24 protein-coding genes and 1 tRNA gene are annotated in these 26,672 nt (G+C 59.7%); 9 read left to right on the forward strand and 16 right to left on the reverse strand.

The features are described from left to right. From AC3WUF_RS05345 to AC3WUF_RS05355, 3 genes are read left to right on the forward strand one after another with little or no spacing between them, the layout of a single operon-like run. Complete coding sequence (locus AC3WUF_RS05345; protein WP_492423158.1) at window positions 1-306, forward strand: hypothetical protein; 306 nt, start codon at window positions 1-3, stop codon at window positions 304-306. Next, a complete protein-coding gene (locus AC3WUF_RS05350) occupies window positions 303-1,499 on the forward strand; it encodes a glycosyltransferase (protein WP_492423160.1) in 1,197 nt (398 codons plus the stop codon). Before AC3WUF_RS05345 ends, AC3WUF_RS05350 begins: the two co-directional genes overlap by 4 nt. After that, window positions 1,499-2,233, forward strand: coding sequence for a class I SAM-dependent methyltransferase (locus AC3WUF_RS05355; RefSeq protein WP_492423162.1), 735 nt, complete (start codon window positions 1,499-1,501; stop codon window positions 2,231-2,233). The genes AC3WUF_RS05350 and AC3WUF_RS05355 overlap by 1 nt, the downstream gene beginning before the upstream one ends. A 45-nt stretch (window positions 2,234-2,278) precedes the next feature. Here the strand turns inward: AC3WUF_RS05355 and AC3WUF_RS05360 are convergent, their stop codons facing one another. From AC3WUF_RS05360 to AC3WUF_RS05425, 14 genes are all read right to left on the reverse strand, one after another. Further along, a complete protein-coding gene (locus tag AC3WUF_RS05360; protein ID WP_492423164.1) occupies window positions 2,279-3,340 on the reverse strand; it encodes a glycosyltransferase family 4 protein in 1,062 nt (353 codons plus the stop codon). Window positions 3,341-3,348: 8 nt separating this feature from the next. After that, on the reverse strand, window positions 3,349-4,212 hold the full coding sequence (locus AC3WUF_RS05365) for a hypothetical protein (protein ID WP_492423166.1): 864 nt from the start codon (window positions 4,210-4,212) through the stop codon (window positions 3,349-3,351). A 130-nt stretch (window positions 4,213-4,342) separates the two neighbouring features. Next, a complete protein-coding gene (locus tag AC3WUF_RS05370) occupies window positions 4,343-5,488 on the reverse strand; it encodes a DegT/DnrJ/EryC1/StrS family aminotransferase (protein ID WP_492423168.1) in 1,146 nt (381 codons plus the stop codon). Between the two features lie 11 nt (window positions 5,489-5,499). Continuing rightward, window positions 5,500-6,486: an NAD-dependent epimerase/dehydratase family protein gene (locus tag AC3WUF_RS05375; protein WP_492423170.1), complete on the reverse strand. Its 987-nt coding sequence runs from the start codon at window positions 6,484-6,486 to the stop codon at window positions 5,500-5,502. 2 nt (window positions 6,487-6,488) lie between these two features. Continuing rightward, on the reverse strand, window positions 6,489-7,205 hold the full coding sequence (locus AC3WUF_RS05380; RefSeq protein ID WP_492423172.1) for a class I SAM-dependent methyltransferase: 717 nt from the start codon (window positions 7,203-7,205) through the stop codon (window positions 6,489-6,491). Next, window positions 7,190-8,026: a methyltransferase, TIGR04325 family gene (locus tag AC3WUF_RS05385; protein ID WP_492423174.1), complete on the reverse strand. Its 837-nt coding sequence runs from the start codon at window positions 8,024-8,026 to the stop codon at window positions 7,190-7,192. Before AC3WUF_RS05385 ends, AC3WUF_RS05380 begins: the two co-directional genes overlap by 16 nt. Before the next feature lie 35 nt (window positions 8,027-8,061). Continuing rightward, a complete protein-coding gene (locus AC3WUF_RS05390; RefSeq protein ID WP_492423176.1) occupies window positions 8,062-9,012 on the reverse strand; it encodes a polysaccharide pyruvyl transferase family protein in 951 nt (316 codons plus the stop codon). Beyond that, window positions 9,009-9,887: a phytanoyl-CoA dioxygenase family protein gene (locus tag AC3WUF_RS05395; RefSeq protein ID WP_492423178.1), complete on the reverse strand. Its 879-nt coding sequence runs from the start codon at window positions 9,885-9,887 to the stop codon at window positions 9,009-9,011. Before AC3WUF_RS05395 ends, AC3WUF_RS05390 begins: the two co-directional genes overlap by 4 nt. After that, window positions 9,884-11,131 (reverse strand): lipopolysaccharide biosynthesis protein, encoded by a 1,248-nt coding sequence (locus AC3WUF_RS05400; RefSeq protein WP_492423180.1) that lies wholly within the window; start codon window positions 11,129-11,131, stop codon window positions 9,884-9,886. The genes AC3WUF_RS05395 and AC3WUF_RS05400 overlap by 4 nt, the downstream gene beginning before the upstream one ends. A 23-nt stretch (window positions 11,132-11,154) precedes the next feature. Next, window positions 11,155-13,140 (reverse strand): hypothetical protein, encoded by a 1,986-nt coding sequence (locus tag AC3WUF_RS05405; protein ID WP_492423182.1) that lies wholly within the window; start codon window positions 13,138-13,140, stop codon window positions 11,155-11,157. Continuing rightward, window positions 13,137-15,236, reverse strand: coding sequence for a tetratricopeptide repeat protein (locus tag AC3WUF_RS05410; protein ID WP_492423184.1), 2,100 nt, complete (start codon window positions 15,234-15,236; stop codon window positions 13,137-13,139). Before AC3WUF_RS05410 ends, AC3WUF_RS05405 begins: the two co-directional genes overlap by 4 nt. 66 nt (window positions 15,237-15,302) lie before the next feature. After that, entirely contained in the window at window positions 15,303-15,737 is a 435-nt protein-coding gene (locus AC3WUF_RS05415; RefSeq protein WP_492423186.1) for a pilin, read from the reverse strand. Between the two features lie 327 nt (window positions 15,738-16,064). Further along, window positions 16,065-16,502, reverse strand: coding sequence for a pilin (locus AC3WUF_RS05420; RefSeq protein WP_492423188.1), 438 nt, complete (start codon window positions 16,500-16,502; stop codon window positions 16,065-16,067). Window positions 16,503-16,686: 184 nt separating this feature from the next. Next, the gene (locus tag AC3WUF_RS05425) at window positions 16,687-18,003 is read right to left on the reverse strand and encodes a nucleotide sugar dehydrogenase (protein WP_492423190.1); all 1,317 of its coding nucleotides are present in this window, start codon (window positions 18,001-18,003) and stop codon (window positions 16,687-16,689) included. A gap of 194 nt (window positions 18,004-18,197) precedes the next feature. Here AC3WUF_RS05425 and AC3WUF_RS05430 point away from each other — a divergent pair, with 194 nt between their 5' ends. The 3 genes from AC3WUF_RS05430 (at window position 18,198) to AC3WUF_RS05440 (ending at window position 22,428) form a co-directional block, all read left to right on the forward strand. After that, window positions 18,198-19,103, forward strand: a complete 906-nt coding sequence (locus AC3WUF_RS05430) for an aspartyl/asparaginyl beta-hydroxylase domain-containing protein (RefSeq protein ID WP_492423192.1) — start codon at window positions 18,198-18,200, stop codon at window positions 19,101-19,103. A 158-nt stretch (window positions 19,104-19,261) separates the two neighbouring features. Continuing rightward, entirely contained in the window at window positions 19,262-21,862 is a 2,601-nt protein-coding gene (gene leuS, locus AC3WUF_RS05435) for a leucine--tRNA ligase (RefSeq protein WP_492423194.1), read from the forward strand. A 2-nt stretch (window positions 21,863-21,864) separates the two neighbouring features. Further along, the gene (locus tag AC3WUF_RS05440) at window positions 21,865-22,428 is read left to right on the forward strand and encodes an LPS-assembly lipoprotein LptE (RefSeq protein ID WP_492423196.1); all 564 of its coding nucleotides are present in this window, start codon (window positions 21,865-21,867) and stop codon (window positions 22,426-22,428) included. A 49-nt stretch (window positions 22,429-22,477) separates the two neighbouring features. On the opposite strand, the gene AC3WUF_RS05445 is transcribed toward AC3WUF_RS05440, so the two are convergent. Beyond that, window positions 22,478-23,740, reverse strand: coding sequence for a (Fe-S)-binding protein (locus AC3WUF_RS05445; protein WP_492423198.1), 1,263 nt, complete (start codon window positions 23,738-23,740; stop codon window positions 22,478-22,480). A 72-nt stretch (window positions 23,741-23,812) separates the two neighbouring features. Here AC3WUF_RS05445 and AC3WUF_RS05450 point away from each other — a divergent pair, with 72 nt between their 5' ends. Both AC3WUF_RS05450 and AC3WUF_RS05455 read left to right on the forward strand, forming a co-directional pair. Continuing rightward, window positions 23,813-24,514 carry a DUF481 domain-containing protein gene (locus AC3WUF_RS05450; RefSeq protein WP_492423199.1) on the forward strand — a complete coding sequence of 234 codons (702 nt, stop codon included), beginning with the start codon at window positions 23,813-23,815 and terminating at the stop codon, window positions 24,512-24,514. Next, window positions 24,511-24,825: a (2Fe-2S) ferredoxin domain-containing protein gene (locus tag AC3WUF_RS05455; protein WP_492423201.1), complete on the forward strand. Its 315-nt coding sequence runs from the start codon at window positions 24,511-24,513 to the stop codon at window positions 24,823-24,825. The genes AC3WUF_RS05450 and AC3WUF_RS05455 overlap by 4 nt, the downstream gene beginning before the upstream one ends. 10 nt (window positions 24,826-24,835) lie before the next feature. Here the strand turns inward: AC3WUF_RS05455 and mltF are convergent, their stop codons facing one another. Beyond that, window positions 24,836-26,332, reverse strand: a complete 1,497-nt coding sequence (gene mltF / locus AC3WUF_RS05460; protein ID WP_492423203.1) for a membrane-bound lytic murein transglycosylase MltF — start codon at window positions 26,330-26,332, stop codon at window positions 24,836-24,838. A gap of 132 nt (window positions 26,333-26,464) precedes the next feature. Between mltF and AC3WUF_RS05465 the strand changes: the two genes are divergently transcribed. Beyond that, window positions 26,465-26,554, forward strand: a tRNA-Ser gene (locus AC3WUF_RS05465). Window positions 26,555-26,672: the final 118 nt, after the last annotated feature.

Here is a 26,672-nt window from a genome sequence, read left to right on the forward strand (position 1 = left end):
GTGCTTTTCAATTCCTGGGCTTTTCTGCTGTTCTTTGCCGGCGTTCTGGCGCTGAATGCGGCACTCACCAGCTGGACGTCGCGAAAGCGGGCGCTGCTGATCGCGAGTTATGTCTTCTACCCTCGTCAGCTTTTCTGGGATCGGTTTGTCTCCGATGTGGGAGTTCCTGCCCTGCATTTCGAAGAGTCCGCTGAACTGCTCAAGTTTCATTGCCCGAATGGTTCGCATCTGGATTTCCGCGACCGAGCGAACTTTACTGGGACACTGGTTGATGCATTGAAGTTTCCTTTGGCTGCTGGGCGATGAGCAACAAGCCCACGTTGCTAATTACCACTTCGACCTATCCTCGTTGGAGCGGTGACCCCGAACCCGGGTTTGTCCACGAGCTTGCACGCCGGCTTACGTCCCGTTTTGAGGTTGTAGTGCTTTGCCCTCATGCGCCTGGTGCGTTGCGCAGAGAGAGGCTCGACGAAGTGGATGTCGTGCGGTTTCGATATGCGCCAGCCCAATGCGAGACCTTGGTCAATGGTGGTGGTATTGCCGAGAATCTCAAGAAGGCGCGCTGGAAGTGGCTTTTGGTGCCGCTATTCTGTGCGGCACAACTGAGTGTGTTGGTCTGGCTCACTTGGCGGCGCAAGCCTGCAGTAATACAAGCGCATTGGATCATCCCTCAAGGCTTGATTGCTGTGATCGCCGGATTGCTCACACGATCGACCAAGTTGCTGGTCACGTCGCACGGTGCCGATCTTTACGCATTCCGCGGACGGCCCATGAAGCTGCTAAAGCGATGGGTGTTGCGGCGCGCGTCCGCGTTGACAGTTGTCAGCCAAGCGATGGTCGAGCAGTTAGATGAGCTGGAAGTCGAGCACCAACACGTCAGTGTTTTGCCTATGGGCGCCGAGCTGGGCGCAAGATTTGTTCCGAATCCGCTTGGCACCCGTGAGTTGAACGAGATCTTGTTTGTCGGCCGGCTGGTGGAAAAAAAAGGTTTGCTGGAACTGATCGAGGCACTCCCATCGATTCAGCGCGAATGGTCGGACGTACGTTTGACCATAGTTGGTTCCGGTCCATTGGAACAGCAGGCGCGAGCCTTGATAGAGCGATTGACACTTTCTGCGTGTATCCGGTTTATCGGCGCCGTTTCTCAAGAGAATCTGCCCGGCTACTATCAACGCGCCACAATGCTCGTCGCACCGTTCGTTCGCGCAGAATCCGGTGATCAGGAAGGCTTGGGCTTGGTGGTTGCCGAGGCGCTGGGTTGCGAGTGTCCGGTCGTCGTCGGCGATGTCCCGTCAATGCGCGATTTCGATCTCAGGGGTGTCGACGCGAGAGATTCACAACAACTGGCGGAGGCAGTTCTGACGGTGCATCGGATGAGTATCGAGAAGCGCACGGCCATCGTCAGGGATCAGCGAAGCCGGTGCCTAGCTTTGTTCGACTGGTCCACCGCGGCTCTTCACTATGAGCGTTTACTTCTTGATCTTGCGGAGATGCGCTGATGGTGCATGGAACGACCGAGTCCGGGAAGTCGCATGCGTCGACCGATATCATTCAACGTGCAGCGAAAGCGGCAAAAATTGCGCGACTTATCCATTTGGAGCGACAGGCCCCAGACGCGCGGCGTGTGCTGGAGATCGGTACCGGATCAGGGGTGATGGCAAAATGGTTCGCTGATCATGGCTGTGACGTGACCTCAGTCGATGTTGTAGACGAACGCGTCGTAAAAGAAGGATTTCTGTTCGTGAACGTGGCAGGGGTATTGCTCCCTTTTCCGGACGGAAACTTCGACATCGTTATCAGCAACCATGCAATAGAGCACGTGGGTGATGCCGAAGCTCAACAGCACCATCTGAATGAGATGCGACGCATCTGCAGGAGAGATGGTGTTGCATATCTGGCGGTTCCCAACCGATGGATGCTGATCGAGCCGCACTATCATTTGCCCTTGCTGAGTTGGTTGCCGCGCCGACTGGCCGACTTCTACGTCCGTAGTGCTGGCAAGGGAACGGCTTACGACTGCCGCCCTCTGACTCGTTCACGGCTGTCCAGCATGCTCGCCAATGCGGGGTGGCGGTACGAGCAGCAGGTAAAGACTGCCGTCGAATCATTGATCGAGACGGAAGGCGGCTCTACGGCAGGCGTCCGCCTTATCGCGAGGGGGCTGCCGGTTTTTTGTTATGCATTGCTTGCGCCAATTTTCCCCACCCTGATTTACGTACTGAGAAAGCAGTGATCAGCGAGTTTTCCGTAGATCTCTCGGGGTAGCGGGCTGTCCTCTTCACGATGATGAGACTACCGCCTGGAAGACGGCGGCCGACTGCTGCCAGCTCCACTGATTGGCGTACTCGAATCGTCCTGTCGGAAGCGCTCGCATGATCGCGTCGGCCATTCCATCGGCATCGCCGATCGGCGCCAGGAACGTGTGATCCGGGCCGAGCATCCAGCGTACCGGTTCCGTTGCCGTCGCGGCGACCGGGGTGCGACAGGCCATCGCCTCGCACAGTTTCGCTGGATAGCTGTAGCGTCCAAATGCCGAGTCGGCGGTCACCACGCAGGATACCGATGCCGCGCTCGTCAATAGCGGCAACTGCTCGTCCGGTACATATCCGGTAGCAATGACTCCTGGCTGCCGGACAACGTCCGGAGGTGGATGGCCAGATACAAGAAGGCGGGCGTCAGGTTGCCGCTCACGGACTTTTCGGAACGCTGCAACGACGAGATCGGTCCCGCGGTTCTTTGCCCATCCGCCAAAGTACCCGACTAGCGGAACATCGAGCGGAAGCCCTAGCGCCGCTCGCGACATATTTCGATCTCTAGCGACGAACCCGGGATCTGCAGCCATCGGGACGATCGAAACTTTACGAGCATGCTGTCCAAGCAGGCCAGCCAACTGTGGTCCTGCCACCGTCACTATATCCGCTGCCTGCAGCGCTTTCCGCCAGAGGTGATGCAGCGGCAGGTTAAGGGGCATGTAGGATTCAAAATTATCGTAGGCATCGACAATGAGCCGCGCTTTCTGAGCCTTCGCGATGCGATAGGCGAGCCAAGCAACCCAAGCGTCTGAACAACCCACAATGCAGTCTGGGGAAAACTCCTTCGCTACTTCGCGCAGTTTGCGGAAGACGGCCAGCGGACCCTGCGTTCGCAGATCGAATCCCTGCAATTCGACGTTGCCGCACCGCTGCGCCGTAGAGGGCTGGCCGCGGTGCCCAATGAGCGTGACTCGGACATCGTGACCAAGGTCGGCCAACAGGCTCGGAATATGAAAGAACCGCCCGTAGGGACGCGCAATCAGATCACGCTGCTGGGGATGCCACTTGCAGAGAAACAGGATGCGCATCGAAGCGACTATGGCCTGATAAGGTTGCCGGCGATGGACGCATGCGCAAGGTTCAAGGACGTGATGATGCGTTGCAGCGGGGAGCGATGGTTCGGTCGGCGGATGCCCGCATCAATTCCGTCTGCAAAGCCTTGTCCCGAAAGCAGGGCCTGAATCGTTGCCATTTCTTGAATGTAAGGCTTGTAAATCAAGTCCCGGGATACAGCGTTAAGACGGGCTCCGTAGGGCGTTAGATTGCTGTTGAAGAGACCGCTATCGAGCTGCTTGAGCCCTTGAAAATGAAAACAGATCAATGGGCGGCCATCTACGAATGGCTGACCGCCGATCTGTGTGAGCTCGCTATCGCCGATATTCCAAGGCGCAAGATTGACGCTGCGGTTAGCAATGGCGTGAGTTGTTGGTTCGACGTCATGGAAATAGTCAAGGTATTGCTGATCAGCATAACGCCCCGTTACTTCGTCCAAGCGGTCGTGGCACCACTCCAGGCATTTCAAACGCCACCAGTTCAAGCAATGCAATCCGCCGCGGTTGTTACGAAACATCATCAAGCCGACGTTGTACATGCCGTACTTGCTATGGGTTCGGATGGAGCGGTGAGTAAACCGGTGAGGCGTAATGGCAACAGCTGCAGATCCAATTTCATCCAAGACGGGCATGGGATCCGAGTAAAAATAGAAATCGGAATCGACATAGAAAACCTGCTCGATACTCGCATCCAGAGCCAATACATAACGAGGGAGACAGGGACTGCAAGTAAAGTAGTACTCAATGGTCGTGCGTGTTGCTTTGCTCGCCAGCAATTCCGGATCAAAGCTTTCGAGAGCAGCTAAATCAACGATGCGCACGTCCGCGAGATTCAGTTGTCGCAACATCGACGCGCACTGCTCGCTGAGACATAGAACCCAAAGTACCGCATCGGGCCGATGGCGCTTCAGTGAACGATACAGAGCGAGGCCGCGTGGCAGATATCGATGATCGAAATAAGTACAGAAGTGCACGGTGTCAATCCGCTTCAGCCGACCAGAGGTTGACACTCTTGATGACAGCGTCCACTTGTTTGGATTGCATCTGGGCGTAGATAGGAAGGCTGGTTACTTCGGCGGCCCATTTTTCGGATTCCGTGAGTTCAAATGCGGGTCTCACGATATGTCGATATGCCGGTTGCAAATGTACCGGCACTGGATAGTGAACAAGACTGCCTATGCCTTCAGCTGTCAGATGCGTCCGCAACGCATCTCGAGCGGGAGAACGGACGACAAACTGGTGAAAGCTGTGCCCGGGTTGATCGGCATTCTGAGGCACTACAAGGCGCGCATTGCTGATGAGGCGGCTGCAATACTGATCGGCAATCGCCCGTCTGCTGTCGTTATGGGCGTCGAGACGACGTAGTTTGACGCGTAGGATCGCTGCCTGCAGTTCATCGAGACGACTGTTCATCCCTTCGATGCTGCTGGAGTAGCGCTCTGCCCAGCCGTATTGTCTTAGCAAGCGGACTTTGTCGATGATCGCGGCTTCGCGCGCGACGACTGCCCCCCCATCACCGATTGCCGCAAGATTCTTGGTTGGATAAAAGCTGAACGCGGCACAATGTCCCCAGCTTCCAGCAGGGCGATCCGCAAAGCGGGATCCGACGGCTTGCGCGCAGTCTTCTATGACTTGGGCGCCGTGCTGGTCGGCAAGGCCGCAGAGCTCGGGCATGTTTACCATCCTTCCGTATAAATGGACCGGAATGATGGCCCTTACCGGTGGAATTCTGCTCAGCCCAAGGTATGGCGCTTTGCCGTGTAACAACTCGGAAAGCTGATCGACGTTCATCAATCCTGTATCGGGCTCAACATCTACAAGCACGGGCGTCGCGCCGACGCTACGAATGGCAGAGACCGTGGCAACTGCAGTGTGCGAGACGGTGACGACACTGCTGTTCTCATCAATGCCGAGCGCGCGCAGCGCGAGGATCAGTGCATCTGTGCCGCTGGCCACTCCGGCCGCAGCCGGTGCTCCCACGTATTCAGCAAACTCCGTTTCAAAGCCAGTCACTTCAGGGCCCAAGATGTAGCGGCCGGCCCCCAAAGTGCGTAAGACAGCCTCGTCAATTTCGGCCTTGACCTCAAGATAAGAGGCCAAGGGATCAGCCTGGGGAATACTCATTGCTGAAGGACCTAGAGATATAGCGGCAGTTTGTTGCGATAGTAGCTCACAGTTCGTTCCAGCCCTTCAGATAGATCAATCGAGGGCTTCCATCCCAGCGCGGCGAACTTGGAGAAATCGGCGTAGTAATCTCCGATGTCGATCTTCTTGCGTTCAGCAGGAAAAGGCAGGACCTCGTACCGACCGCCGCAGAGCGCCACCAATTTCTCGGCAAGGCTTTGCAACGTGAGCACTTCCGGCGAGCCGAGATTGTAAAAATGCCCGTTAGTTTCATCGGTTGAGGCGGCAAGAAGCATTGCATCAACAACGTCATCAACGAAATTGAAATCCCGCAACTGCGACCCGCCCCATACGGAGATCGGCCGGCCTTCCAGGGCCATCCGAATCCAGATACCAAGGAAAGTCTGTCGCGCGTCTTTCACGCGCATTCCAGGTCCATAGGTGTTTGTCAGGCGTAAGGCGCAAGAGCGAAGTCCATACACGTTGTTGTACAGGATGTGATAGTGCTCGCCTGCCATCTTATTGATGCCGTTAACGTCGGTCGGTCGAAGAAGATGATTCTCGTCAACAGGCAGATAGTCGGGCTTGCCGTAGATCTGTCGGGTGCTGGCAAAAACAATCTTCACGCCTGGGCAAAAGTGGCGGCAGGTTTCCAGGATGGACAACTGTGCGCTGCAGTTGATCTCCAAGTCTGTATATGGATTGTCCATCGAGTCTTGATGACTCGTCTGTCCTGCAAGATTGAACAGAACGTCAACGCCATTGATGAGGTAGCGCAGGCTGTGGCTGTCTCGAACGTCGGAAATATTGATGCGAACTCGCCCAGTCAGGTCCCGGACGTTCTCCAGGTTTCCGCCATACTCAGGAATGAGGCTGTCGACCAGAGTTACGTCACAAGCTAGATCAAGCAATCTTCTCGCGAGCGCTGAGCCAATGAATCCCAATCCGCCAGTGAGAAGCACTTTCTTGCCAGCCCAGCCATCAGCCAAAATGGTCATCGCTATTCACCGTTATCCCGAACAAGCCGGCACAAGACGACATTATCGAGATAAAGATCGTGGTTGCGAGGCGAGATCGCCGTGAGAAGTAATCCGACGGCATTGAGTGGAATGGCCATTGTGGTCATGAAAAGTGTGCGCAACGGTTGCGGTACACGGGCGCATACCTTGTAAAGATAGGCCAGAGAAAGCTGCACAATAATCGATGCATCAGCAAGGGTCTTCGTATGTTCGACGATCTCGAATCCCTGCTCCTGGAGCAAGCTCCGGAGTCCGAATGATGAGTATCTGCCGTAGTCGTAAGGTTGCTCATGTTCATCCCAAACAAATGGAACGGTGAGCAGCAGTTTCGCTTCAGTTCTTGATGTCCGGGCCAACTCGCTGATGAACTGTTCCGGCCGGAACACATGCTCAAGGACCTGACTGCAGAAAATGACGTCGAACGAGCCATCCGCAAACGGAAGGTGCAAGCCATCAAAATAGGCATCCGCAGCTTTCCGACTCCCATGCTGCCCCTGAGTCATGACTTCGATGCCCCAGTACTCATCTGACCTAAAGAACTGCCGGTATGGTTGAGTGCCACAGCCGACGTCAAGTAATCGCCCGTTACAGTTCTTGGCATGATGCTGGATCGCTTTGGCCAGTGCGCGTTGAGCGAGAAAGAACGGGCTCGCGAAGCCAAGGATGCCGACCACTGAGCGGGTCAAACTCTTATCCATATCTGACCTTGGTACTTGGCAGAAACTCCGGGTATCGCAATTGCACCATCGTTCGTATCGAAGCTCTGTAGCAACCTGTACTCAGAGCCCAGAACCGCACTAATTCTGGTTTGCGAAACTGTTCTGAGAGGATAGCTTGCCGTGTAGATTTTGCTCGGCGTGTGCTGTATCAGAATGTGCTCGTTCCCATCTGCACTGAACGGTGTGCGGTCAATGACAATAATCCGCGGGCCGGCTTGTCTAATCGCATCAAGCGGGTCTTCTTCGAGAGGAATGTACTGCAGCACGCTGGACAGCAAAGCGACTGCGGGCGCCTCAGGGGAAAGTTCATGCAGAGACTCATGAAACGAGAGTGGCTCTCTCCGCCCTTCAAAAAGCGACGTGCCCGCAGTAACAAAGTGTCTTTGTTCGATGATGCGCCAATGGCTTAACCGTGAAGCTTCCATCCACGAGCGCCAGCGAAGGTAGTGACTTCCAAGTGCGCCACCGATATCCCAGACAATCGGCTCAACGTCCGCGATGGTGAGCCCCAGTAAGACAGCCTCCAGTGCGTGGCTGGGAGGACATTGGCCGGTAAAACGCACGCTGTCTTGTTCGTAGCGATTGGGAGCGTCGAGTGCCCAAAGTGTCGAGTTGTAGACGCGCTGGAGAATATCCGCGGCCTTGTAGCCAACACTGCATTTCTCAGCCGCAGCCCAATTGCTAAACGGGCCTTGGTATCGCGATGCAGTCCCCGGCAATCTGCGAGCGAAGTGCAGCAAAGCCGGTGGAACCCAGTTGCGCGCCCAAGCGCGAATCATCGAATGTTCGCGGATGCTCATCCAGCGCCCAATTTGGCCGAGCGACACTGCATGGATCAGTGCACACCAGCTGTCGAGCGTATCGCTGCTGAGAACGCATCCAGAAACGTCTCAATACGTTCGTGCGGAATCTTCAGATCGACTCGCTTCTGCTTGAGCAAGCGGTCGATGGCCCCCAGATCGCCACGCATAGCAACTGGAATGCCGATGTCTTTGCCGAGCTCGATGGCACGATTGTCGATGGCGACGACAATAGTTGGACGATGGTGTTGCAGTGAGCGAATTCCGCTATGGAGACGAGTTCCAATGAATCCCGCGCCGGCCTTCAATCGTTGATCAAGCGCTTCCAAACTGCGTGGGAGTAAAGTGATTGCCTTCAGCGCTGGATCGAGTTGGCATAGCTCGTTGAGATAGTTGGCGTCTTCGGTGCCCTGAGGCCAAAGGGTCAGGCGAAATCCAGTTGCCAGCAAATGATGGAGCATTGCCGAATCGTGCTCTGGCGCCCGACTGTAGTCGGTAATCGTCACCACGAGTTCGTCTGGCCAGCGCTGCTCGATACTGTCTTGAAGCCGCCAAGCCGTGGGGCAAGCCGTGTTGATGACATTGCGCACGCCGATTGCGATCAGTCGATTGCGGGTGTATCCATCACGCACAGAGTGGAGTCCGGTGCGTTCAAGGCTTCGGCGGTAGGTCAACGCCGTAAGAGGGTCGGATCGCCTTTGGTATTTCCACCATCCGACTCCAAACAAGATCGCCCGATGTCCGCTCATTAGATGAGGTGCTGGGTTCCATAATGCCCGACGAATGAACGGAAGGTTCCCAACTACGTTGGCGCCACCGATCACGAGATGTCCGCTATCGATTCGAGTGTCGTAACTGATCCAATGCGGCGTCAGGTCGATTCCGCGCAGCTCTCTCTCGATTGCCTCTCGAATGATCAAGTCACCGAGATTACCAACCTCGGTATCGACCAAATGCGACGCAGGGTCGGTGACATTAACCGTCATGATCGAAGCGCCCGCAGCCAGCGTTTTGCTCGACTGCCGATCAACAGGGATAAGGCCTTTGACATGGAGCGGTCGACCATCAGCTCGGCAGGATTTCCGATCGGCCAGTTCAGAGTGGTTGAAGGCACTCCAAAGTTCAGTGCGTACTGTTGCCGTTCGCTCAACGCCGCGAGAAATGAGGTAGGCAGCAAGATTGGCTCACCGGCCGGCATGTGCGCAGGGGAATACTGTCCGAAAAGTGAGGTGCGGTGGCGACCATCAAAATAAGGTTCCGCCCGATGGATGCACCGATAGTCGTAGATGATCGCCGTCCCCGCTTTTCGATTGTTGAACGTCACTACGTCCTGTTGATGCGTGCCGACGACGTCGTCCCATTGCTCGCGCTCGGATTGTGCCGTCCATTGATGGCTTCCCCGAACAATCTGCAGTCCGCCACGTTCAACGTCTGAGAGATAAGCAATGAGTATCAGCCCGCGATCATCCTTACGCATTGTCGTCACGAAGCGATCGCTAGCTTCATCCCAGCGATCCTCCTTGTTATCAACATGCCAGGCCATGCGTGCGGATCGATCGGGGTAGGATCTATAGATTCGAAAGTTCGATAGATGGGCCGGGCTGCTACCGTAAGCTTCCACCAGATCCAGCAGGCGCCGATCCGTATAAATGTTGACAATCTCAGGGTGCCACGACAGAGATTGAAACAAGTAGCGGTAGTTGTGCACCTTCACATAACCCAGCTGTCCGTTGATCATTGGACGAGCGAAGCCTCTCTCGATGGCTGGTCCGATGGCCGCAAGTTGAGCTGCCCCGATGAAGCCCGGTACTTCCACGTAACCATCCTTTTCGATGGTCTTGATCCACTCTGCAGTCATCATCTCTGTAATCGAATTGGCTGGGTCAGCTGTCGGTGCAGGTCACGCATGGACGGAATAAAAAAACCGCTGATTACGAACGCACAAAGAACGCAGAGCACATAAACCCGCGAAACATAGTCTGTGCCGCCTATTGGAATCAGCGCAATGTTCAAGCTTATACCGAGTGCGGCTGCGACGAGATTTTGCCCCAGAGCCGCCCAACCTAGCCGATTCGAATATATCCATAACGAGCGCAAAATTCCCCAGGCGACGACCGGGAGGGCGAGGCAAAGATTTTGAAAGAGCGGCACGGCTGCCGAGAATCTCGCGCCGAAAAGTGTATTGACCAGAAGGTCGGCGCTAAGAATGGCTGTGAGAGCCGCAGCGGAGCTCAGGGCAATCACCGCAATAGCCGTGCGTTGAAGGAACCGGGAGCCCTCGATGTCGCTACGCTGTCTGGCCGCCAGATACGGCGCAAGCAGTACAGCGATAAGGCTTTGCTGCACGAGAAAAGAGGCCTCGAACAGGCGTTGCGCGGCGCCATACATAGCCAGCTCTTCGGGGGGGAGCAACTTCGCGACGATGAGCTGATCCGCTCGCAGGTATGCGCAAATTGCTATCCCGGACAACCACAGGGGCAACGCAGTTCTGGAAAGGTCTGCAAACCAGCTTGGCGGTACCGCATTGGCCTGTTTTCGAAAGTCGCTCGGAAGCAACCACAAGTGCAGCGCAGCCAGCGCCAGTGATTCTGCGAACCAGGCCGCGAGGACCGCTTCGAGCGTCCCGACCCAGATTGCGGCGGCCAGTTTTGCTCCCAACCCCAGCAGGACCACGACAGCGCGAGCGGACAGCAGATGCGGCAGTCGCCGCCCCAAGAGGTAGGGGGCCTCCAGGAAATCCTGCATTGAACAGACGGCGATGCCGGCGGATAGCAGCAGACAGACCGGATTTCTCTCAATCCATAGAAGAAATACCAGTGATGCGCCTACAAAGGCGAATAAGATCCCCGCGACCAGTCTGAGAAGCAGCAATTGCGGATAGGCGCTTCCACCCGAGGCATGCAGAATTTTCTGAATCAAGCCGCCATCCAGGCCCAACGCCCCGACGACGCAGGCAATCGCAATGTATGCCGAAAGGGCAGTGAATCGTCCGTAGTCTTCAAGTCCCAGATACTGGGCCAACAGCAGCTGAGCAACGATCAGGCTGCCCGCGCGCAGCAGGCGTTCAAAGCCAATCCAGCTGGTACGTTGCAGTAACGACGTCACTTTAGCGGCGGGCAGTGGTTAGCCTAGGGGCTGACGGTCAGTCCAGCCGAAGGGGAAGGCTCCTTTTCCGCGGTGCTTCGCAGTGCTTGTTCCACGGCGTGCGTGCTGTTCCAACCCGGAAGTTTCATCAGATCCTGAATTCGTGCTGCCGCTTCGTCGTTCCTCGACAAAGCGGCCAGCATCTTGATATGTGTTATGAGATATACGGGGTCCTTCGGCGACTGGCGCGAGGCAGATTCCGCCATTCTCAGCCCGAGTTCCTTGTCATCCAGAACGTTCCAGGCATAGTCGCCGTAGGCTGCCTGGAGTATCGCGCTGGGATCGGGGTGCTCAAGTGCGGCCGCGTAGATGCCAAGCATTCTATCCACCGGCAGCTGGCAGAGATGGTTACGGGCGCAACGCGTCAAGGATGCAATCGCGCCTTCGTCCTCCACTGAGGGTGGAGCTGCCTTCAGCTTGTTGACCATGGAGTCCCACCAGCGTGCTTCAATTGCGAGATTCATTCTGGATGCCATGAAAACCAGCGCCTGCTCTGGAAGGATGGATCCTTTAGGGCTTTTCTCCATGGAGGCCTCGAAAGCTTTGGTGGCGAGTCCTATGAACGGCGAAGATGCCTCGTATCCCGAGTAGGTCAGATAAGTCTTTCCAATCTCGTATTGAGCGCGCGGCGAGTTTGGTGCGCGAGCCTCCAACTCCAGACCGAGGCGCAGCGGATTTCCCCAGATGCTAGCCGACATTGCGGTGAATCCTGCCCATGTGACCAGCAATACTCCAACGCAGATACGACCCGTTGCGATCAAGTCGAACGGCTGGCCCTGTGGTTGTCCGGATCGAACATTCGATCTTTCGGCGGGCGGAAGAAGGGTGGAAAGTAGTGCGAGCAGCACGCCGTAGCTCGCAAAATAATTCCGATGCTCAAACACCAGTTCCAGTGGGAGAACAGTGGCTGTGAGCGCATGAGCCGAGAAGTACCAGGCCACTCCCAGTGCGAACAGCGGTCGACTAATTCTCAGCCGGAAACCCGCCACAATGAGCGCTGAGAGTACAAGCAGCGATGGCAAGGTGGTCCAGGGAGACAGCAGACTGGTGGATGCTTGGTAGCCGTCGTGATAGAAGGCGAGCCAGCCAGGAACCGGAAGTAGAGTCCAAGCAATGTATCCGAGCACGACGCGCCCTTCGGTGAGAAGGCGCTCATGCAGGCTGAAGTCCCTTCGTGCCCAGCTATTCGGATTCAAGATATCCGGCGCCAACCAGATCAATCCCAGCACCATCGGGACGGCCAATATCGCGGCGTAGAGTGCTAAGAATCCGGTGCGTTGCGTTGCCCCCTTCCGAAATCCTCCAAGGATCAGCCACTCCATGCAGGCTGCATAGAGCGGCAAGAGCACGGCGGATTCTTTGGCAAGGATGCCGAGCGAAGTCGTCGCGATCAATGCCGCAGCGCAAATCCAGGGAGTGTACCTGTTCGGTTCGGGCGTTCGAATCCGCAGGTAAACCAGCAGGCCCGTCAGGACAAAAAACTGGGCCAAGCTCTCCATGCGCTGGACGACATAGAGTACCGGTGTGAGATTGATTGGCAGCAGTAACCATCCGGCTGCAGCGACTGCGGCAATTCGCTCCGCATGAATCGAGCCTCGTGGGATGTCTTTCCATACAACCTGCATCAGGTTCTTGCCGAGCAGGAAAAGCAGGAATCCGTTGACGATGTGCAAGATCAAGTTCGTCAGCTTCATCGGCATCGGGTCAAGCCCGGTTGCCAGGTAGTTCAGCGCAAACGAAAGAGAAGCCAAGGGGCGCTTGAAGTCACTGGACGGTGAGGATAAAGCGGCTTGGGTAAGCTCAGTGATGCTTGCATCGGATACTTGAAGAGCAGTGTTATCGACGATGTTCGAGTAGTCATCGAAAATGTAACTGCCGCTCAGTCCCGGCCAGTAAATAACGGCGGTCAGCAGAGCTGATAGGAAGAACCATGCGAAGCCTCGCGCCCAAAGCTTGATCTGAGGGTTCACTGGAGTTGGGTGTCCGTTAATGGATGCGCTGGTTGTTCTTCCCTGCTGAGGACAGCGGCTTGAAGTTTTTGGCGCATGTGAGCGATTTCGGTCGGCCAGTAGTTCTGGATATCGAGAACCCAGGCGTGAATCGTCGGCATTCCAGAAGCGGGGTTCTGTTGTTTCGGACTCTCAGCCATCACGCTCCATCGATCCAGATGCAAGATTGCAAGATCGGGTGCATCGGCAGACCCTAGTAGGGCGGCCTGTTGTAATGCGAGTGTTGGTCTGGGGTTTGCACTCAGCGCCGCATCGAAGCGCTCCAATGCGGCTACTGGATCTCGCCGGTGCAGTGCTATTAATCCTTCGAGGTGTTGCAAATCCTGTACGCGGCCGGCGATCTTCCTCAAATTTTGGTTCTTGGCGGCGGCGTTGAGGAGCGCGCCAATGTCATCGATGCGTAATCCTCGACAGGGATTTGAATCCAAACGTTCGATCCCGCGCCTGGTCCAGTTGACGATGAGGCTACCGGGATTTCTCGTATGCAGAAAGTCGGACTCTGCGTCCTTGAGTACGTCTGGTGGCAGATAACCAACGCTGCAATATGCGTTGATCAAGCTGAGTCGGAGTTGTAGTGGTTCGGTCGATTCATCCAGCGCCAGCTCGAGCCGCCTGATTGCAAGGTCCGGTCGTCCGCGGGCGATCTCTGCTTGCGCTGCGTAAGCCTGCGCGCGCGGCGAACTGGGATTCATCGCTCCCCAGACCAGAGCCTGCTCGGTCGTATCGCCCCAGAGTGATGCGCGAGCGTGGGTCATGCCGGTTAGCCCTACAAGTGCGATGCCAGCCAGCGCGGTTGCAGCGATCGTGCTCGAAATGCCGCTACGCAGCTTTCCCGGCGGCCCGATCCGCATGCCGGCGAGGTATGCGGCTATTGGCCACCCAAGCAACATCGCGGGCAGATAGTTCCGATGCTCGAAGTAGAGTTCAAGAGGGATTGTTGTTGATTCAAGAAGCTGCCCACCAAAATAGAAGAGGATGGCGGCGGCTGCGATGGGGTGGCGTTGTCGTTTCAGATACGCCCAAGCTGGAATAGCTAGGACGAGAATCAGAGCCGGTAGTGTCGATGCTGGATTCAACAGACTGCGCGACACGACGAAGCTGTCGTTGAAGAGTCCGGAAGAGTAGGGGCGTGGAACAAGCAATTTGGCGAGATAGTCGAGCAGAACTCGCGGCTGTGTCAGAAGCCGCTCTGTAAGCGTCCATGGCCGCTGCCCAGACAAGTCCGCTCCGAGGTGATCCATGCCCATCTTCAGGAGGTAACCCACTAGAGCCATCGTGGGGATCAACAGAAGCCAGAGGTTCAGCCGTCGGTGGAGTTGGCGGTGGTCAGCTGGAAGGGATTTTTCGCGGCGCAGGACGGTTATTTCGAGTACGCCGGCCAGTAGTGGCAGCAGGGCGCCATTTGCCTTGCTGAGTACCGCGAGCATTGTGAATAGCCCCAAACCCCCGATCATCCAGATCGTTGCCAAACGCGGTCGCGCCTGCAATAGGTGGTTGCGCCCTCGCAGCCAAGACAGCAACCCGAGCAACACAAAGGTTGCCGGTAGCATCGCTTCGCGCTGGACAACGTAGAGAGTGGTCGAGACCAACAGGGGATGCAGGCCCCAGATTGCCGCCCCGATGACGGCGACAGCATCGCGTCGCATTGAGCTCAACGATGAATGAATCGCAGATAGGCGCCGGAGCAAAAGCGCCAACAGCGAGATATTGAGCAAATGGATCAGCACATTCGTACGTTTGAATGGCAGCGGATCTGCGGGCCAATCCTGCGCATCCAGCAGGAATGTCAGCAAAGCGATCGGGCGTCCGGTGGGATCCGCGGCTCCTGCTGTGATGTAGCGCCAGAAGCTGGCCGAATCGTGGACCGGACCAGTTTCGCCGAGAACAGGAAGATTGGCGAAATCATCGAACAGGAATGCGCCGGACAAGCCCGGCACATATGCCCAGAGTGCAGCGAAAAGAACTGCGCCCAGTGCAGGGATAAAGAAATGCTTTCCCATTACCTGGAGAAGGCTATGCGGACGGGTTGCGAGATTTGTAGCGAGTTTACGCAGCATGCGAGGAAAACAAAAAAAGAGGGACCGCCTTCGCGGTCCCTCCCATCTGCAGCTCAAGCCGTGTGCTTACTGACGGCAGGAAGACGGCAGGTACTTCGGTTCCAGATCGGTACCACCGGCGCCGCAGGTCCAGGAGATGCTGCCACCCTGGTCGGCCGGGGACAGAACCAGGCTGTCGCCCTGAATCTTCTGGTTCGCCGTTTCGCCGTACAGAACAGTGATAACGCCATCAGCAATCGTAACCGAGGTCACGTAGTTGCCCGTGATCGAGGCGGCGGCCGAAACACCAGCCGAATCGTTGGCAGCCGGCCAGTCGCCACGGTTGGTGAAGAACTCAGCAACGGCGGTCTTCGAGCCAGCGGCGAGCGACAGACCTTCCGAAACCTGCGAGCGGATGGTGTAGTCCTGGTAGGCCGGGATGGCGATGGCGGCCAGAATGCCGATGATCGCAACGACAATCATCAGTTCGATCAGCGTGAAGCCCTTCTGCATCTTGTTCATCGATTCACTCTCCAATTGGGATTGAAAACATACGTCGTCAAGTGCGGATACCGGTATCCGCTACAGCCTTCTACAGCAACCAGCTACATAACCTCTGTTCCCCTGAGCAGATGCAGGCAGGCGTGCGTTGAAAGTGCTTCTTCCCTCGCGCACATACCGTGCCACGATCATCGTGCTGCCCTGATCATGCCGGCCGCTTGCGCGCAAACCTCGGCGGCTCCGTAATTGCAGCAATGCAACGCGTAAAGGCGCGCTGCAAAACGGTTTCGAACATCGCTCAGTTCCTGCTCGGATGTGTCAACTATTGTCAGCATTTGACGTCCTGCGTCAGTTGCGGCAGCTGGTCGGGCGATACTTACCGACCACGGTGCCGCCTGTGCAACTCCATTTAATGCTGCCGCCGGCATCCGTCGGCGACATCGTGATGGTCTGGCCCGTAACCTTCGTGTTTGCCTCGTTGCCGAACTCAACTTCGATGAGTCCGTTGGTCACAGTCACTGAAGCGACATAGTTGCCGGTAATCGAGCCCGGGGGGGCAAGCCCGGCTGATTCGTTGTTGCTAGGCGTGGTGCCGCGATTGGACATGAAATCCCACACTGCCGCCTTGGCGCCGGTGGCCAATGAAATCCCCTCAGTAACCTGAGCGCGAATCGTGTAGTCCTGATACGCCGGGATCGCGATAGCAGCCAAGATGCCGATGATGGCGACGACGATCATCAGTTCGATGAGCGTAAAGCCGCGTGACAGCTTTGCTTTGATCTGCATCGGTGACTCCTCCCGTGACCGGCATCGCAGCGCGGTCTATATGCTTGGGATGGAGCAAACGGTAAGCCAGAAATTTTTCCTTATATTTCAGGGCAATGAAATTACGGAGTGTTCGTGGCGTGTCAGTTGTAGTCACTGACTGACAGGAATTGTCAGCAATTATCGATGGCGCTTTGTCAGCGCTTCAGGCCCGGACGATGTTCCCCAGCGCTTCCCGGTACTGCCCTCGCGTGTCGACGATCAGCTTCGCCGCCTTCGCCAGCAACGCGTAGTCCACGGCGCTGTGATTGGTCGCGATCAGCACTAGGTCGTAACCCCCCACCGCGACGGCATCGAGTGCGATGCTGGCCTTGTCGTAGTTGCCGCGCCGGATCCGCGGAATCTTCGGAATCAGCGGGTCGTGATAGTCGACGCTGGCGCCGCGATCCTCGAGCAGGTCCAGCAACTCCAACGCGGGCGATTCGCGTAGGTCGTCGACGTCCTTCTTGTAGGCGATGCCGATGATCAGGATTCGCGCGCCGCGGACGGATTTGCTGACGGTGTTGAGCGCATCCGCCACCTTGTGCACGACCCAGTGCGGCATGCCGGCGTTGATCTCGCCGGCCAGCTCGATGAAGCGCGTGTGCACGCCGTACTCGCGCGCCTTCCAGGTCAGATAGAACGGATCGATCGGGATGCAATGCCCGCCCAGACCCGGGCCGGGGTAGTAGGGCACGAAGCCGAAGGGCTTGGTCGCCGCGGCGTCGATGACTTCGAAGATGTCGAGCCCCATGGAGTCCGCGACCATCTTCATTTCGTTGACGAGGCCGATGTTGACCGCGCGATGGATGTTCTCCAGCAGCTTGGCCATCTCCGCCACGCGTGGCGAGCTGACCGGCACGACCTTGTCGATGGCGGTCTGGTACAGCGCAACGCCCGCCTTGAGGCAGGCCGGGGTACAGCCGCCGACGATCTTCGGGATGTCATGCGTGCCATAGCGGGTATTGCCCGGATCCTGACGCTCCGGCGAGAAGGTCAGGAAGATGTCCTCGCCAACCTTGAGCCCCGTTGCTTCCAGGACCGGCTTCAGATCTTCGTCCGTCGTGCCCGGATAAGTCGTACTTTCCAGGCTGACGATCTGGCCGGGGCGTAGCTGGGCAGCGATGGCACGGGCGGTGTTCAGCACGAAGCTGAGATCCGGCTCGCGATGCCGGTCCAGCGGCGTCGGCACGCAGATGATCAGCGCGTCCGGCTCGCCGAGGCGGTCGAAGTCGGTCGTGGCACTGAAACCGCCGGCGGTCGCCGCCTTGATCTGTTCGGCCGGCAAGTAGTTGATGTAGCTCTCGCCGGCCGCCAGCTTGTCGATCTTGGCCGGATCCACATCGAAGCCCAGCACCTTGAGTCCGCACTGCGCGAAGCGCAGCGCCAGCGGCAGGCCGACATAGCCCAGGCCGATGATGCCGATCAGCGCCTCGCGGCTTTCGATGCGGGCAAGCAATTGGGCGTGGCGGGTACTGGTCATGGCGGTGGCGGCAGGGCTACGGTGGCCGGCTCGGGTCCGGAAAGGGCTTTTTCCCACTGACGGGCGGGCGAGGCTGGACTATCATCTTCGGTAACTTCAGGGCGGGAGAATAATCGATTCCCCGAGCCTGTCTTTCGCACATCAGGGCGGGGTGCGTTATTTCCCTCCTTCCAGGCCACCGGGTCTAGCGTCTCATGACTGTGTTGCTCGTGCTGCTGTTGATCTATCTGGGCAGCCTGGTGTTCCTGCGCCTGCGCAACCGCGCGCACCTGTCCTGGGGGCGGCAGCTGACGGACTTCTCGACCTTCATGGTGCCGTTCAACATCCCGGCCTATCTGCTGTCGCGGGTGTCGACCAAGTCGCGCCTGCAGATCTCGGAGTTTCCGCAGCTGCAGTTGCTGCAGGACAACTGGCAGGTCATCCGCGACGAGGCGCTGGCGTTGCACGGCCAGGGGCATATCGGCATCAAGGGCGATCTGCCGGGCAGCAGCTTCTACCGCGACAACCGCTGGACCAGTTTCTATCTGAAGATCTACGACAACGACATCCCCTCGGCCAAGGCGCTGGCGCCGAAGACGCGGGCGCTGATCGACCAGATTCCCGGCATGAACCTGGCGCTGTTCGCGGTGCTGAATCCGGGCAAGTCGCTGTCGCGCCACCACGATCCCTTTGCGCTGACGCTGCGCTATTCGCTGGGTCTGTCGACGCCCAACGACAAGGGCTGCGGCCTGGTCGTCAACGGCGAGGACTACACCTGGCGCGACGGCGACAGCATCATCTTCGACGAGACCTATCTGCATTCGGCCTACAACAACACCGACCGGCCGCGCGTCATCCTGATGACCGACATCGACCGGCCGCTGCATATCGCCTGGGTACAGAAGCTGTACTTCTATTTCGCGCGCTTCTTCAACAGCCTGTTCTATATCGACAACGTCGACAGCAGCATCTCCGGCGTCGGCAACCGCTTCAGCGCCTATGTGGTGCGCTACAAGCAGTACATGAAAGGGCTCAAGACCCGTCACCGCACCGGCTATCAGATCGGCAAGTGGGCGCTGCACCTGGGCCTGGTCGGCCTGATCGTCGTCTGGGTGCTGTAGGACGGGAGATATCCCGCCCTACGCAAAGGCGCGTAGTGTTGGCCGTAACCCGGATGCAATCCGGGGCTTTTGGCCTGCGGTGAGCGCAAATCCCCGGGTTGCACCCGGGCTACGATAAAATGCCCGCCCTTTAGCCTTTCTCCCGCCCGCCCGCCGCAATGCAAGAGCAGTACGACCCCAGCGCCATCGAAGGCGCCACCCAGCAGTTCTGGGCCGATAACAACTCCTTCGTCGTGAAGGAAGATCCGTCGCGGGAGAAGTACTACTGCCTGTCGATGTTCCCGTACCCGAGCGGCAAGCTGCACATGGGGCACGTGCGCAACTACACGATCGGCGACGTGATCTCGCGTTACCAGCGCATGCTCGGCAAGAACGTGCTGCAGCCAATCGGCTTTGACGCTTTCGGCCTGCCCGCCGAGAACGCGGCCATCGCCAACAACACGCTGCCGGCGAGCTGGACCTACGCCAACATGGATTACATGGTCGGCCAGCTCAAGCGCCTGGGCTTCGCCTACGACTGGTCGCGCCGCGTCGACACCTGCCGCCCCAACTACTACCGCTGGGAACAGCTGCTGTTCACGCGGCTGATGAGCAAGGGCCTGGTCTATCGCAAGAACGCGGTCGTCAACTGGGATCCGGTCGACCAGACCGTGCTCGCCAACGAGCAGGTCATCGACGGCCGCGGCTGGCGCTCCGGCGCGCTGGTCGAGCGCAAGGAAATCCCGCAGTGGTTCCTCAAGATCACCGCCTACGCGCAGGAACTGCTCGACGATCTCGACACGCTCGAAGGCTGGCCGGATGCGGTCAAGACCATGCAGCGCAACTGGATCGGCCGCTCGGAAGGCCTCGAGCTGCAGTTCGTCGTCGAAGGCGAAGCCGAACCGCTGACGGTCTACACCACGCGCCCAGACACGCTGATGGGCGTGACCTACATGGCCGTCGCCGCCGAGCATCCGCTCGCGCAGAAAGCGGCGAAGAACAATCCCGAGCTGGCCGCGTTCCTCGTCGATGCCGCGCGCAGTGGCGTGGCCGAAGCCGACATGGAACTGGCCGAGAAGCGCGGCATGGCGCTGGGCATCCACGCGATCCACCCGGTCACCGGCGAGAAGGTGCCGGTCTGGGCTGCGAACTTCGTGCTGATGGGTTACGGCACCGGCGCGGTGATGGCCGTGCCCGGTCATGACGAACGCGACTTCGCGTTCGCGCACAAGTACAAGCTGCCGATCAAGCAGGTCATCTCCATTGATGGCGAAAGCTATAGCGATGCGCAGTGGCAGGACTGGTACGGCGACAAGACCCATCCGCAGATGCGCACCGTCAACTCCGGTGCCTTCGACGGCCTGAGCTACACGCAAGCGTTCGACGCCGTCGCTACGCATTTCGAGAAGGCGAAAACCGGCCAGCGCCGCGTCAACTTCCGCCTGCGCGACTGGGGCGTCTCGCGCCAGCGCTACTGGGGTTGCCCGATCCCGGTGATTTACTGCGCCAAGTGCGACGCCGTGCCGGTGCCGGAAGACCAGCTGCCGGTCGTGCTGCCGGAAGACGTCGCGTTCAGCGGCGTGAAGTCGCCGATCAAGGCCGACCCGGAATGGGCGAAGACCACATGCCCGTCCTGCGGCGGCGCGGCGACGCGCGAGACCGACACCTTCGACACCTTCATGGAGTCGAGCTGGTACTACGCGCGCTACGCCTGCCCGGACAGCGACAAGGCCATGCTCGACGAGCGCGCCAACTACTGGCTGCCGGTCGACCAGTACATCGGCGGCGTCGAGCACGCGATCCTGCATCTGCTCTATGCGCGCTTCTACTACAAGCTGATGCGCGACGAAGGCATGGTTGCCTCGGACGAACCCTTCACGCGCCTGCTGACGCAAGGCATGGTCGTCAAGGAAACCTATTTCCGCGAAGACGCCAACGGCAAGAAGCAGTGGATCAGCCCGGCCGACGTCGAGCTTGAGCTCGACGCCAAGGCCCAGCCGATCGCCGCCAAGCTGAAGGCCGACGGCCAGCCGGTGACGATCGGCGGTGTCGAGAAGATGTCGAAGTCGAAGAACAACGGTATCGACCCGCAGGCGCTGATCGACCAGTACGGCGCCGATACCGTGCGCCTGTTTGCGATGTTCGCGGCGCCGCCGGACGCATCGCTGGAATGGCGCGACGAAGGCGTCGACGGCGCTTCGCGCTTCCTGCGTCGCCTGTGGCGCGGTGCGCGCGCGCATCTCGACGGCGGTGCGGTTCCGGCGCTCGACAAGGCCGCATTGAATGCTGGCCAGAAGACGCTGCGCTTGAAGCTGCACGAAACGCTGGCCAAGGTCAGCGACGACTACGGCCGCCGCAAGACCTTCAATACCGCGATTGCCGCGGTCATGGAGCTGATCAACGACACGCTGCGCTTCGAGGATAACTCGCCGCAGGGCCGTGCCGTGCTGCAGGAAGTCTGGGAGGCCGTGACCTTGATGCTGCAGCCCATCGTGCCGCATCTGAGCCATGCGCTGTGGCAGGCGTTGCGCGGCGGTGATGACATCCTTGCCCAGCGCTGGCCGCAGGTGGACAACTCGGCGCTCGCGCGTGACGAGCTGGCGATCGTCGTGCAGGTCAACGGCAAGCTGCGCGCCAACATCAACGTGCCTTCGGCGGCGGGCAAGGACGAGGTTCTCGCGATTGCACTCGCCGACGAGAACGTCCAGCGCTTCATCGCCGGGCAGACGATCAAGAAGCAGATCGTCGTGCCGGGCAAGCTCGTCAACTTCGTCGTCTGATCATGAAATCGCCTCTGCGAGCCCTGCTGCTGATTCTGCCGCTGCTGCTGGCCGGCTGCGGCTTTCACCTGGCCGGTACGCGTCCGCTGCCGGCGCCGCTGCAGGCGGTCTACATCAAGGTCGTCGCGCCGTATCGGGTCGTGCAGCCGCCGCTGGAGAATTCGCTGCGCGCGATCCTGCAGCGCCGCGGCGCGGATGTGCGCGGCGAGGGTGGCGAAGGGGTCACCGAGATCCGCTTCACCGAGCTGAATGAAACTCGCGAAGTGCTGTCGGTCGGCATCAACGGCAAGGCGATCGAATTTCGCCTCGTGACCAGCGTGCAGTACCAGGTGTTCCGCGACGGCAAATCGCTGATTGACCCCGGCGCGCTGCGTGTGACGCGCGACTACAGCTTCCAGCCCGAACAGGTGCTCGCCAAGGAAGCCGAGGAAGCGCGTCTGCGCGAGTTCATCCAGGCGGAAATGGCGGAACTGATGCTGCTGCGTCTTGAGGGACAGCTGGGGAATCTGGCGCCGGACGCGCCGCCGGCATCGACGCCAACCCCAGCACCAACACAAGCGCCGTAAGCCATCGACGATCGGTTATTCCCGCTTCCACCGGAATGCCGGATTTCCCCTACGGCGGCAACTGCCGCGCCAGCAAGCTCGCCGGATGCAGCACCTCCGGCGCGCCGCCGCCGCGCCGGCGCAAACCGCCGGCGATATGCAGCGAGCAGCCGATGTTGGTGCTGACGATGTAGTCCGGCTGCAGCAGCGTCGCGCCCTGCAGCTTGCGTTGCAGCAGCTGATCCGCCATCTGCGGTTGCGTGACGAAGTAGGTGCCGGCGGCGCCGCAGCATTGGTGCGTGGCGTCCAGCTCCACCAGCTCGATCTGCGGAATCTTCTTCAACAGGCTCAGCACCTGTTCGCTGTTGCGCAGCACATTGCGCTGCGTGCAGGGCAGATGAACCGCGACGCGGGCCGGCAGCGGCAGCAATTGCAGATGGTCCGGCCAGCGCTTGAGCAATGCGCCGCAGGCATCTTCGAGCTTGGCGGCGAAGGCGGCGCCGCCGGCCTGATCGTCGGCGAGACGAGGGTAGTCGACCAGCGTCGCGCCGCAGCCGCTCGCGCTGTGCACGACGCAGTCGGATTTCTCGAAGGCGCGCAGATTGCGAGCGACATTGTCCTGTGCCGCTTCCGGCAGGCCGCCGTGCTCGTGGATGGCACCGCAACAACCCTGCGCTGCTGGCGTGTCCACGCGATAGCCCAGGTGCTGGAACAGGCGCGCCAGCGCGCGCAGCGTCGGTTCGTCGACCAGACGGCCGACGCAGCCGGTGAACAGGCTGATGGTTTCCTGCTGCGTTGCCACTGGTGCGGACGGCAGCGCGCTGTAGCGGCGCTCCGGAATCAGCGATTCGAGTCGCGCGAGCTTGCCGCGGCCGAGCATGCCGCTGACGCGCACCAGGCGCTGCAAGCCGCTGCTGCGATACAGCCACAGCAGCATCTGCAGGATGCGCAGGCCGATCGGCGACGACAGCACTGCGCCGGTCAATTTCGTGACGCGCGTGCGCGACGGCTTCTGCGTCGCCAGCAGGCTGCGGCCCGCGTCGATGAGTTCGCCGTAGGGCACCTTCGCCGGGCAGACGCGCTCGCAGGCACGACAGGCGAGACAGCCATCGAGATGCGCTTCGAGCTTGTCGGTGACGCCGAGGGCGCCGCTGGCGAGACCCTGCATCAGCGAGATGCGTCCGCGCGGCGAGTCGCCTTCGTGCGCGGTCTGGCCGTAGGTCGGGCAGTGGGGCAGGCACAGGCCGCACTTCACGCACAGGTCCGCCAGGCCCAGCGGGAATGCTGATTGCTGGCTTGCGACAGGCTGCGTCGGCGGCGGGCTGTTGTTCATGCCGCCCTATAATACGCGGCGGCCCGGCCTGCCCGGGCTCGATCGAAAATACCGACCACGGAGAACATTCGGATGAAGCATCGCAGTCTTCTGTTGCTGGCCTGCCTGGCGACCGCACCGGCCCAGGCCCAGTGGGCCAACGAGGTCTCCCTCGGCTATCTGGCGACCAGCGGCAACACCGAAACCGAATCGCTGAACGGCAAGCTCACGCTGGCCTACAAGACCGAGCAGTGGACCAACACCTTTGTCGGTCTCGCTGCCTACAGCACCGAGCAGGACGAGACGACCTCCGAGCGCTACGCCGCTTCCGACAAGTTCGACTGGAACCTCAGCGAAACCGACTACCTGTTCGGCGCGCTGGACTGGGAGAAGGATCTGTTCGGCGGCATCCGCGAGCGCATGACGGAGACGGCAGGCTACGGCCGCCATGTTCTGACCGGGCCGGTGCACCTGCTCGACCTCGAGATCGGTGCCGGTGCGCGGCAGAGCGAACTCGACGGCGGCGATCAGGAAGACGACATCATCGGTCGCACGCTCGGCAAGTATCAGTGGACGATTTCCGAATCCAGCCAGTTCGCGCAGGCGCTCAAGGTCGAGAGCGGCGAGTTCAATACCTACATCGAATCGGTGTCGGAGCTGAAGCTGACGATCGTCGGCAATCTGTTCGCCGCACTGTCGTACACGGTCAAGCACAACTCCGAAGTGCCGGCCGACTCCGACAAGACCGACACCTACACCGCCGTCAGCCTGGCGTATAACTTCGGATCCGAATGAGCCACTACCGTCACCACGTCTTCTTCTGCTGCAACCAGCGTGCGCCGGGCGAGCGTACCTGCTGCAACGACAAGGGCGCGACGCGCGTGCGCGACTACGCCAAGAAGCGCGTCAAGCAGCTGGGCCTGAACGGACCGGGCAAGGTCCGCATCAATCAGGCCGGCTGCCTGGAGCGCTGCGAGGAAGGGCCCTGCATCGTCGTCTATCCCGATGCGGTCTGGTATCGCTATGTCGACGAAGAAGACGTGGATGACATCATCGAGCAGCATCTGCAGAACGGCCAGATCGTCGAGCGCCTGCGGCTGCCCTGACCGCTAGCGTTCAGAGAATCGGCAGGTCGATGCCGAGCGGGCTTTCGTCCCGCACGTCGGGCTTGCTGGCTTCGGCGTCCGGTTCCGTCACGGCGACCGGCGCCTCGGGCGGCTCGCCGGTGATCCACACGAGCATGTCGTAGTAGGTGCGGATGTTGCCGACGTAGGTGCGTGCCTCGTAGCCGCGCGCGTAACCGTACTTGGTCTTGCTGTGCCACTTGCTCTGCGTCAGCAAGGGCAGGCGGTCGCGCACATCGAGCCAGCGGGTCGGATCGCCGCCCTGTTTCTGCGTCAGATCCATGACGTCGAGCAGATGGCCGTAGCCGACGTTGTAGGCGATCAGCGCCAGCCAGCTGCGGTCCGGCTCGGCGATTTCCGGCGGCAGCTTGTCGAGCAGCATCCGGTAGTAGCGGGCACCGCCGCCGATGCTCTGCAGCGGGTCCTCGCGGTTGGCAACGCCCATGCGCTGCGCGGTGTCGTTGGTCAGCTGCATGATGCCGCGCACGCCGGTCGGGCTGACGGCGCCGCTGTCCCAGTGCGACTCCTGATAACCGATCGCCGCCAGCAGGCGCCAGTCCAGGCCGGTGCGCTGCGCCGATTTCTCGAAGGCCTTGCGATACGCCGGCAGACGGGTCTCGACGTGCGCGGCGAGCGTCAGCGCGCCCAGCGCGCCGACCTGCTGCACATGGCCGAAATAGCGGTCGCGCAGGCGCGACATCTCGGTGTCGCCATAGCCTTCGAGGAAATTCTCGGCCGCCGCCAGCAGACTGTCGTCGCGCGACGCCGATACCGCCCAGCCGAGCTGCTGGGCGCTCCCGACCGGAAACGCGACGCGCAGGTTGGGGTGGTAGCGCTGGTTGATCGAGACCAGGTCCGAGTTTGCGATCGTGAAATCGATGTCGCCGTCGGATACCGCCAGCAACAGTTCTTCGGCCTCCTGCTCGTCGGTCTCCTCCCATTTGAGGTTCGGAAACTCCTTCGGATCGAGCGCGCGCAGGCGCTCGGCCGGCAGACTGTCCTTGACCACCCGCAGGCTGCCACTGACGTCCGCCAGGGTCTTGGGTTTCTTGGTGCCCTTGCGGTAGACCAGCATCGGCGCGACCGCCTGCAGCGGGCGGGTAAAGCGCAGATCGCCTTTCGGCTCCGCGCTGATACCGATGCCGGCGGCGGCCAGATGGACCGCGCTTTCCTGAACGAGCCGCGCGGCCTCGGCCGGACTGGCGGCGACCCTGACGTCCAGCGGAACGCCCAGCTGCTGGGCAAATTGGGCGGCCAGATCGTATTCGAAGCCTACCGGGTCGCCGCCGGGGCCGATGTAATAGGTCGTCGGGCTATTGACCGTGGCGACACGCAGCACCCCCAACTGGCGGATTTCATCGACCAGGGAAGCCCGCGGAGAGCAGGTCGAAACCAGCGTCAGCCAGGCCCCGACGAGCAAAAGCGGGCCCAGCCGCCACAGTCGCAGCAGCGATTTCCATCCAAGGGTAGGCTTCGCGGTCGGGTTCATTTAGAATGCGCGCCCTGAACAGGCAGGGCCTTCGGGCAACGCTAGCACAACAGGTACTGCAAACAGGCTGAACGACGCCCCAGGCGCCATTCAGCTGGCCGCTTCGACCCGGCGCGGTACCCGCAAGTTCACGGAGAGGTGGCAGAGTGGTCGAATGTACCTGACTCGAAATCAGGCGTGCGTGCAAACGCACCGTGGGTTCGAATCCCACCCTCTCCGCCATTTACAAGGAACCCCCGCAAGGGGGTTTTTTGTGGGCGGTGTCCGTGGCCGCGGCTCCCTTCTCGTGGAGGTGCGGTTCGGCGATCATCTGCTTTCACCTTTGGGCAAGAATGCAGAC

This window comes from Fontimonas sp. FW305-C-3 (genome assembly GCF_058783185.1).

Bases quoted from the DNA above. Each gene is read 5' to 3' on its own strand.
- AC3WUF_RS05350 (WP_492423160.1), top strand. From the start codon at position 303: ATGAGCAACAAGCCCACGTTGCTAATTACCACTTCGACCTATCCTCGT.
- AC3WUF_RS05355 (WP_492423162.1), top strand. From the start codon at position 1,499: ATGGTGCATGGAACGACCGAGTCCGGGAAGTCGCATGCGTCGACCGAT.
- AC3WUF_RS05360 (WP_492423164.1), bottom strand. From the start codon at position 3,340: ATGCGCATCCTGTTTCTCTGCAAGTGGCATCCCCAGCAGCGTGATCTG.
- AC3WUF_RS05365 (WP_492423166.1), bottom strand. From the start codon at position 4,212: ATGTTGCGACAACTGAATCTCGCGGACGTGCGCATCGTTGATTTAGCT.
- AC3WUF_RS05370 (WP_492423168.1), bottom strand. From the start codon at position 5,488: ATGAGTATTCCCCAGGCTGATCCCTTGGCCTCTTATCTTGAGGTCAAG.
- AC3WUF_RS05375 (WP_492423170.1), bottom strand. From the start codon at position 6,486: ATGACCATTTTGGCTGATGGCTGGGCTGGCAAGAAAGTGCTTCTCACT.
- AC3WUF_RS05380 (WP_492423172.1), bottom strand. From the start codon at position 7,205: ATGGATAAGAGTTTGACCCGCTCAGTGGTCGGCATCCTTGGCTTCGCG.
- AC3WUF_RS05385 (WP_492423174.1), bottom strand. From the start codon at position 8,026: ATGAGCATCCGCGAACATTCGATGATTCGCGCTTGGGCGCGCAACTGG.
- AC3WUF_RS05390 (WP_492423176.1), bottom strand. From the start codon at position 9,012: ATGACGGTTAATGTCACCGACCCTGCGTCGCATTTGGTCGATACCGAG.
- AC3WUF_RS05395 (WP_492423178.1), bottom strand. From the start codon at position 9,887: ATGATGACTGCAGAGTGGATCAAGACCATCGAAAAGGATGGTTACGTG.
- AC3WUF_RS05410 (WP_492423184.1), bottom strand. From the start codon at position 15,236: ATGCTGCGTAAACTCGCTACAAATCTCGCAACCCGTCCGCATAGCCTT.
- AC3WUF_RS05415 (WP_492423186.1), bottom strand. From the start codon at position 15,737: ATGAACAAGATGCAGAAGGGCTTCACGCTGATCGAACTGATGATTGTC.
- AC3WUF_RS05420 (WP_492423188.1), bottom strand. From the start codon at position 16,502: ATGCAGATCAAAGCAAAGCTGTCACGCGGCTTTACGCTCATCGAACTG.
- AC3WUF_RS05425 (WP_492423190.1), bottom strand. From the start codon at position 18,003: ATGACCAGTACCCGCCACGCCCAATTGCTTGCCCGCATCGAAAGCCGC.
- AC3WUF_RS05430 (WP_492423192.1), top strand. From the start codon at position 18,198: ATGACTGTGTTGCTCGTGCTGCTGTTGATCTATCTGGGCAGCCTGGTG.
- leuS (WP_492423194.1), top strand. From the start codon at position 19,262: ATGCAAGAGCAGTACGACCCCAGCGCCATCGAAGGCGCCACCCAGCAG.
- AC3WUF_RS05440 (WP_492423196.1), top strand. From the start codon at position 21,865: ATGAAATCGCCTCTGCGAGCCCTGCTGCTGATTCTGCCGCTGCTGCTG.
- AC3WUF_RS05445 (WP_492423198.1), bottom strand. From the start codon at position 23,740: ATGAACAACAGCCCGCCGCCGACGCAGCCTGTCGCAAGCCAGCAATCA.
- AC3WUF_RS05450 (WP_492423199.1), top strand. From the start codon at position 23,813: ATGAAGCATCGCAGTCTTCTGTTGCTGGCCTGCCTGGCGACCGCACCG.
- AC3WUF_RS05455 (WP_492423201.1), top strand. From the start codon at position 24,511: ATGAGCCACTACCGTCACCACGTCTTCTTCTGCTGCAACCAGCGTGCG.
- mltF (WP_492423203.1), bottom strand. From the start codon at position 26,332: ATGAACCCGACCGCGAAGCCTACCCTTGGATGGAAATCGCTGCTGCGA.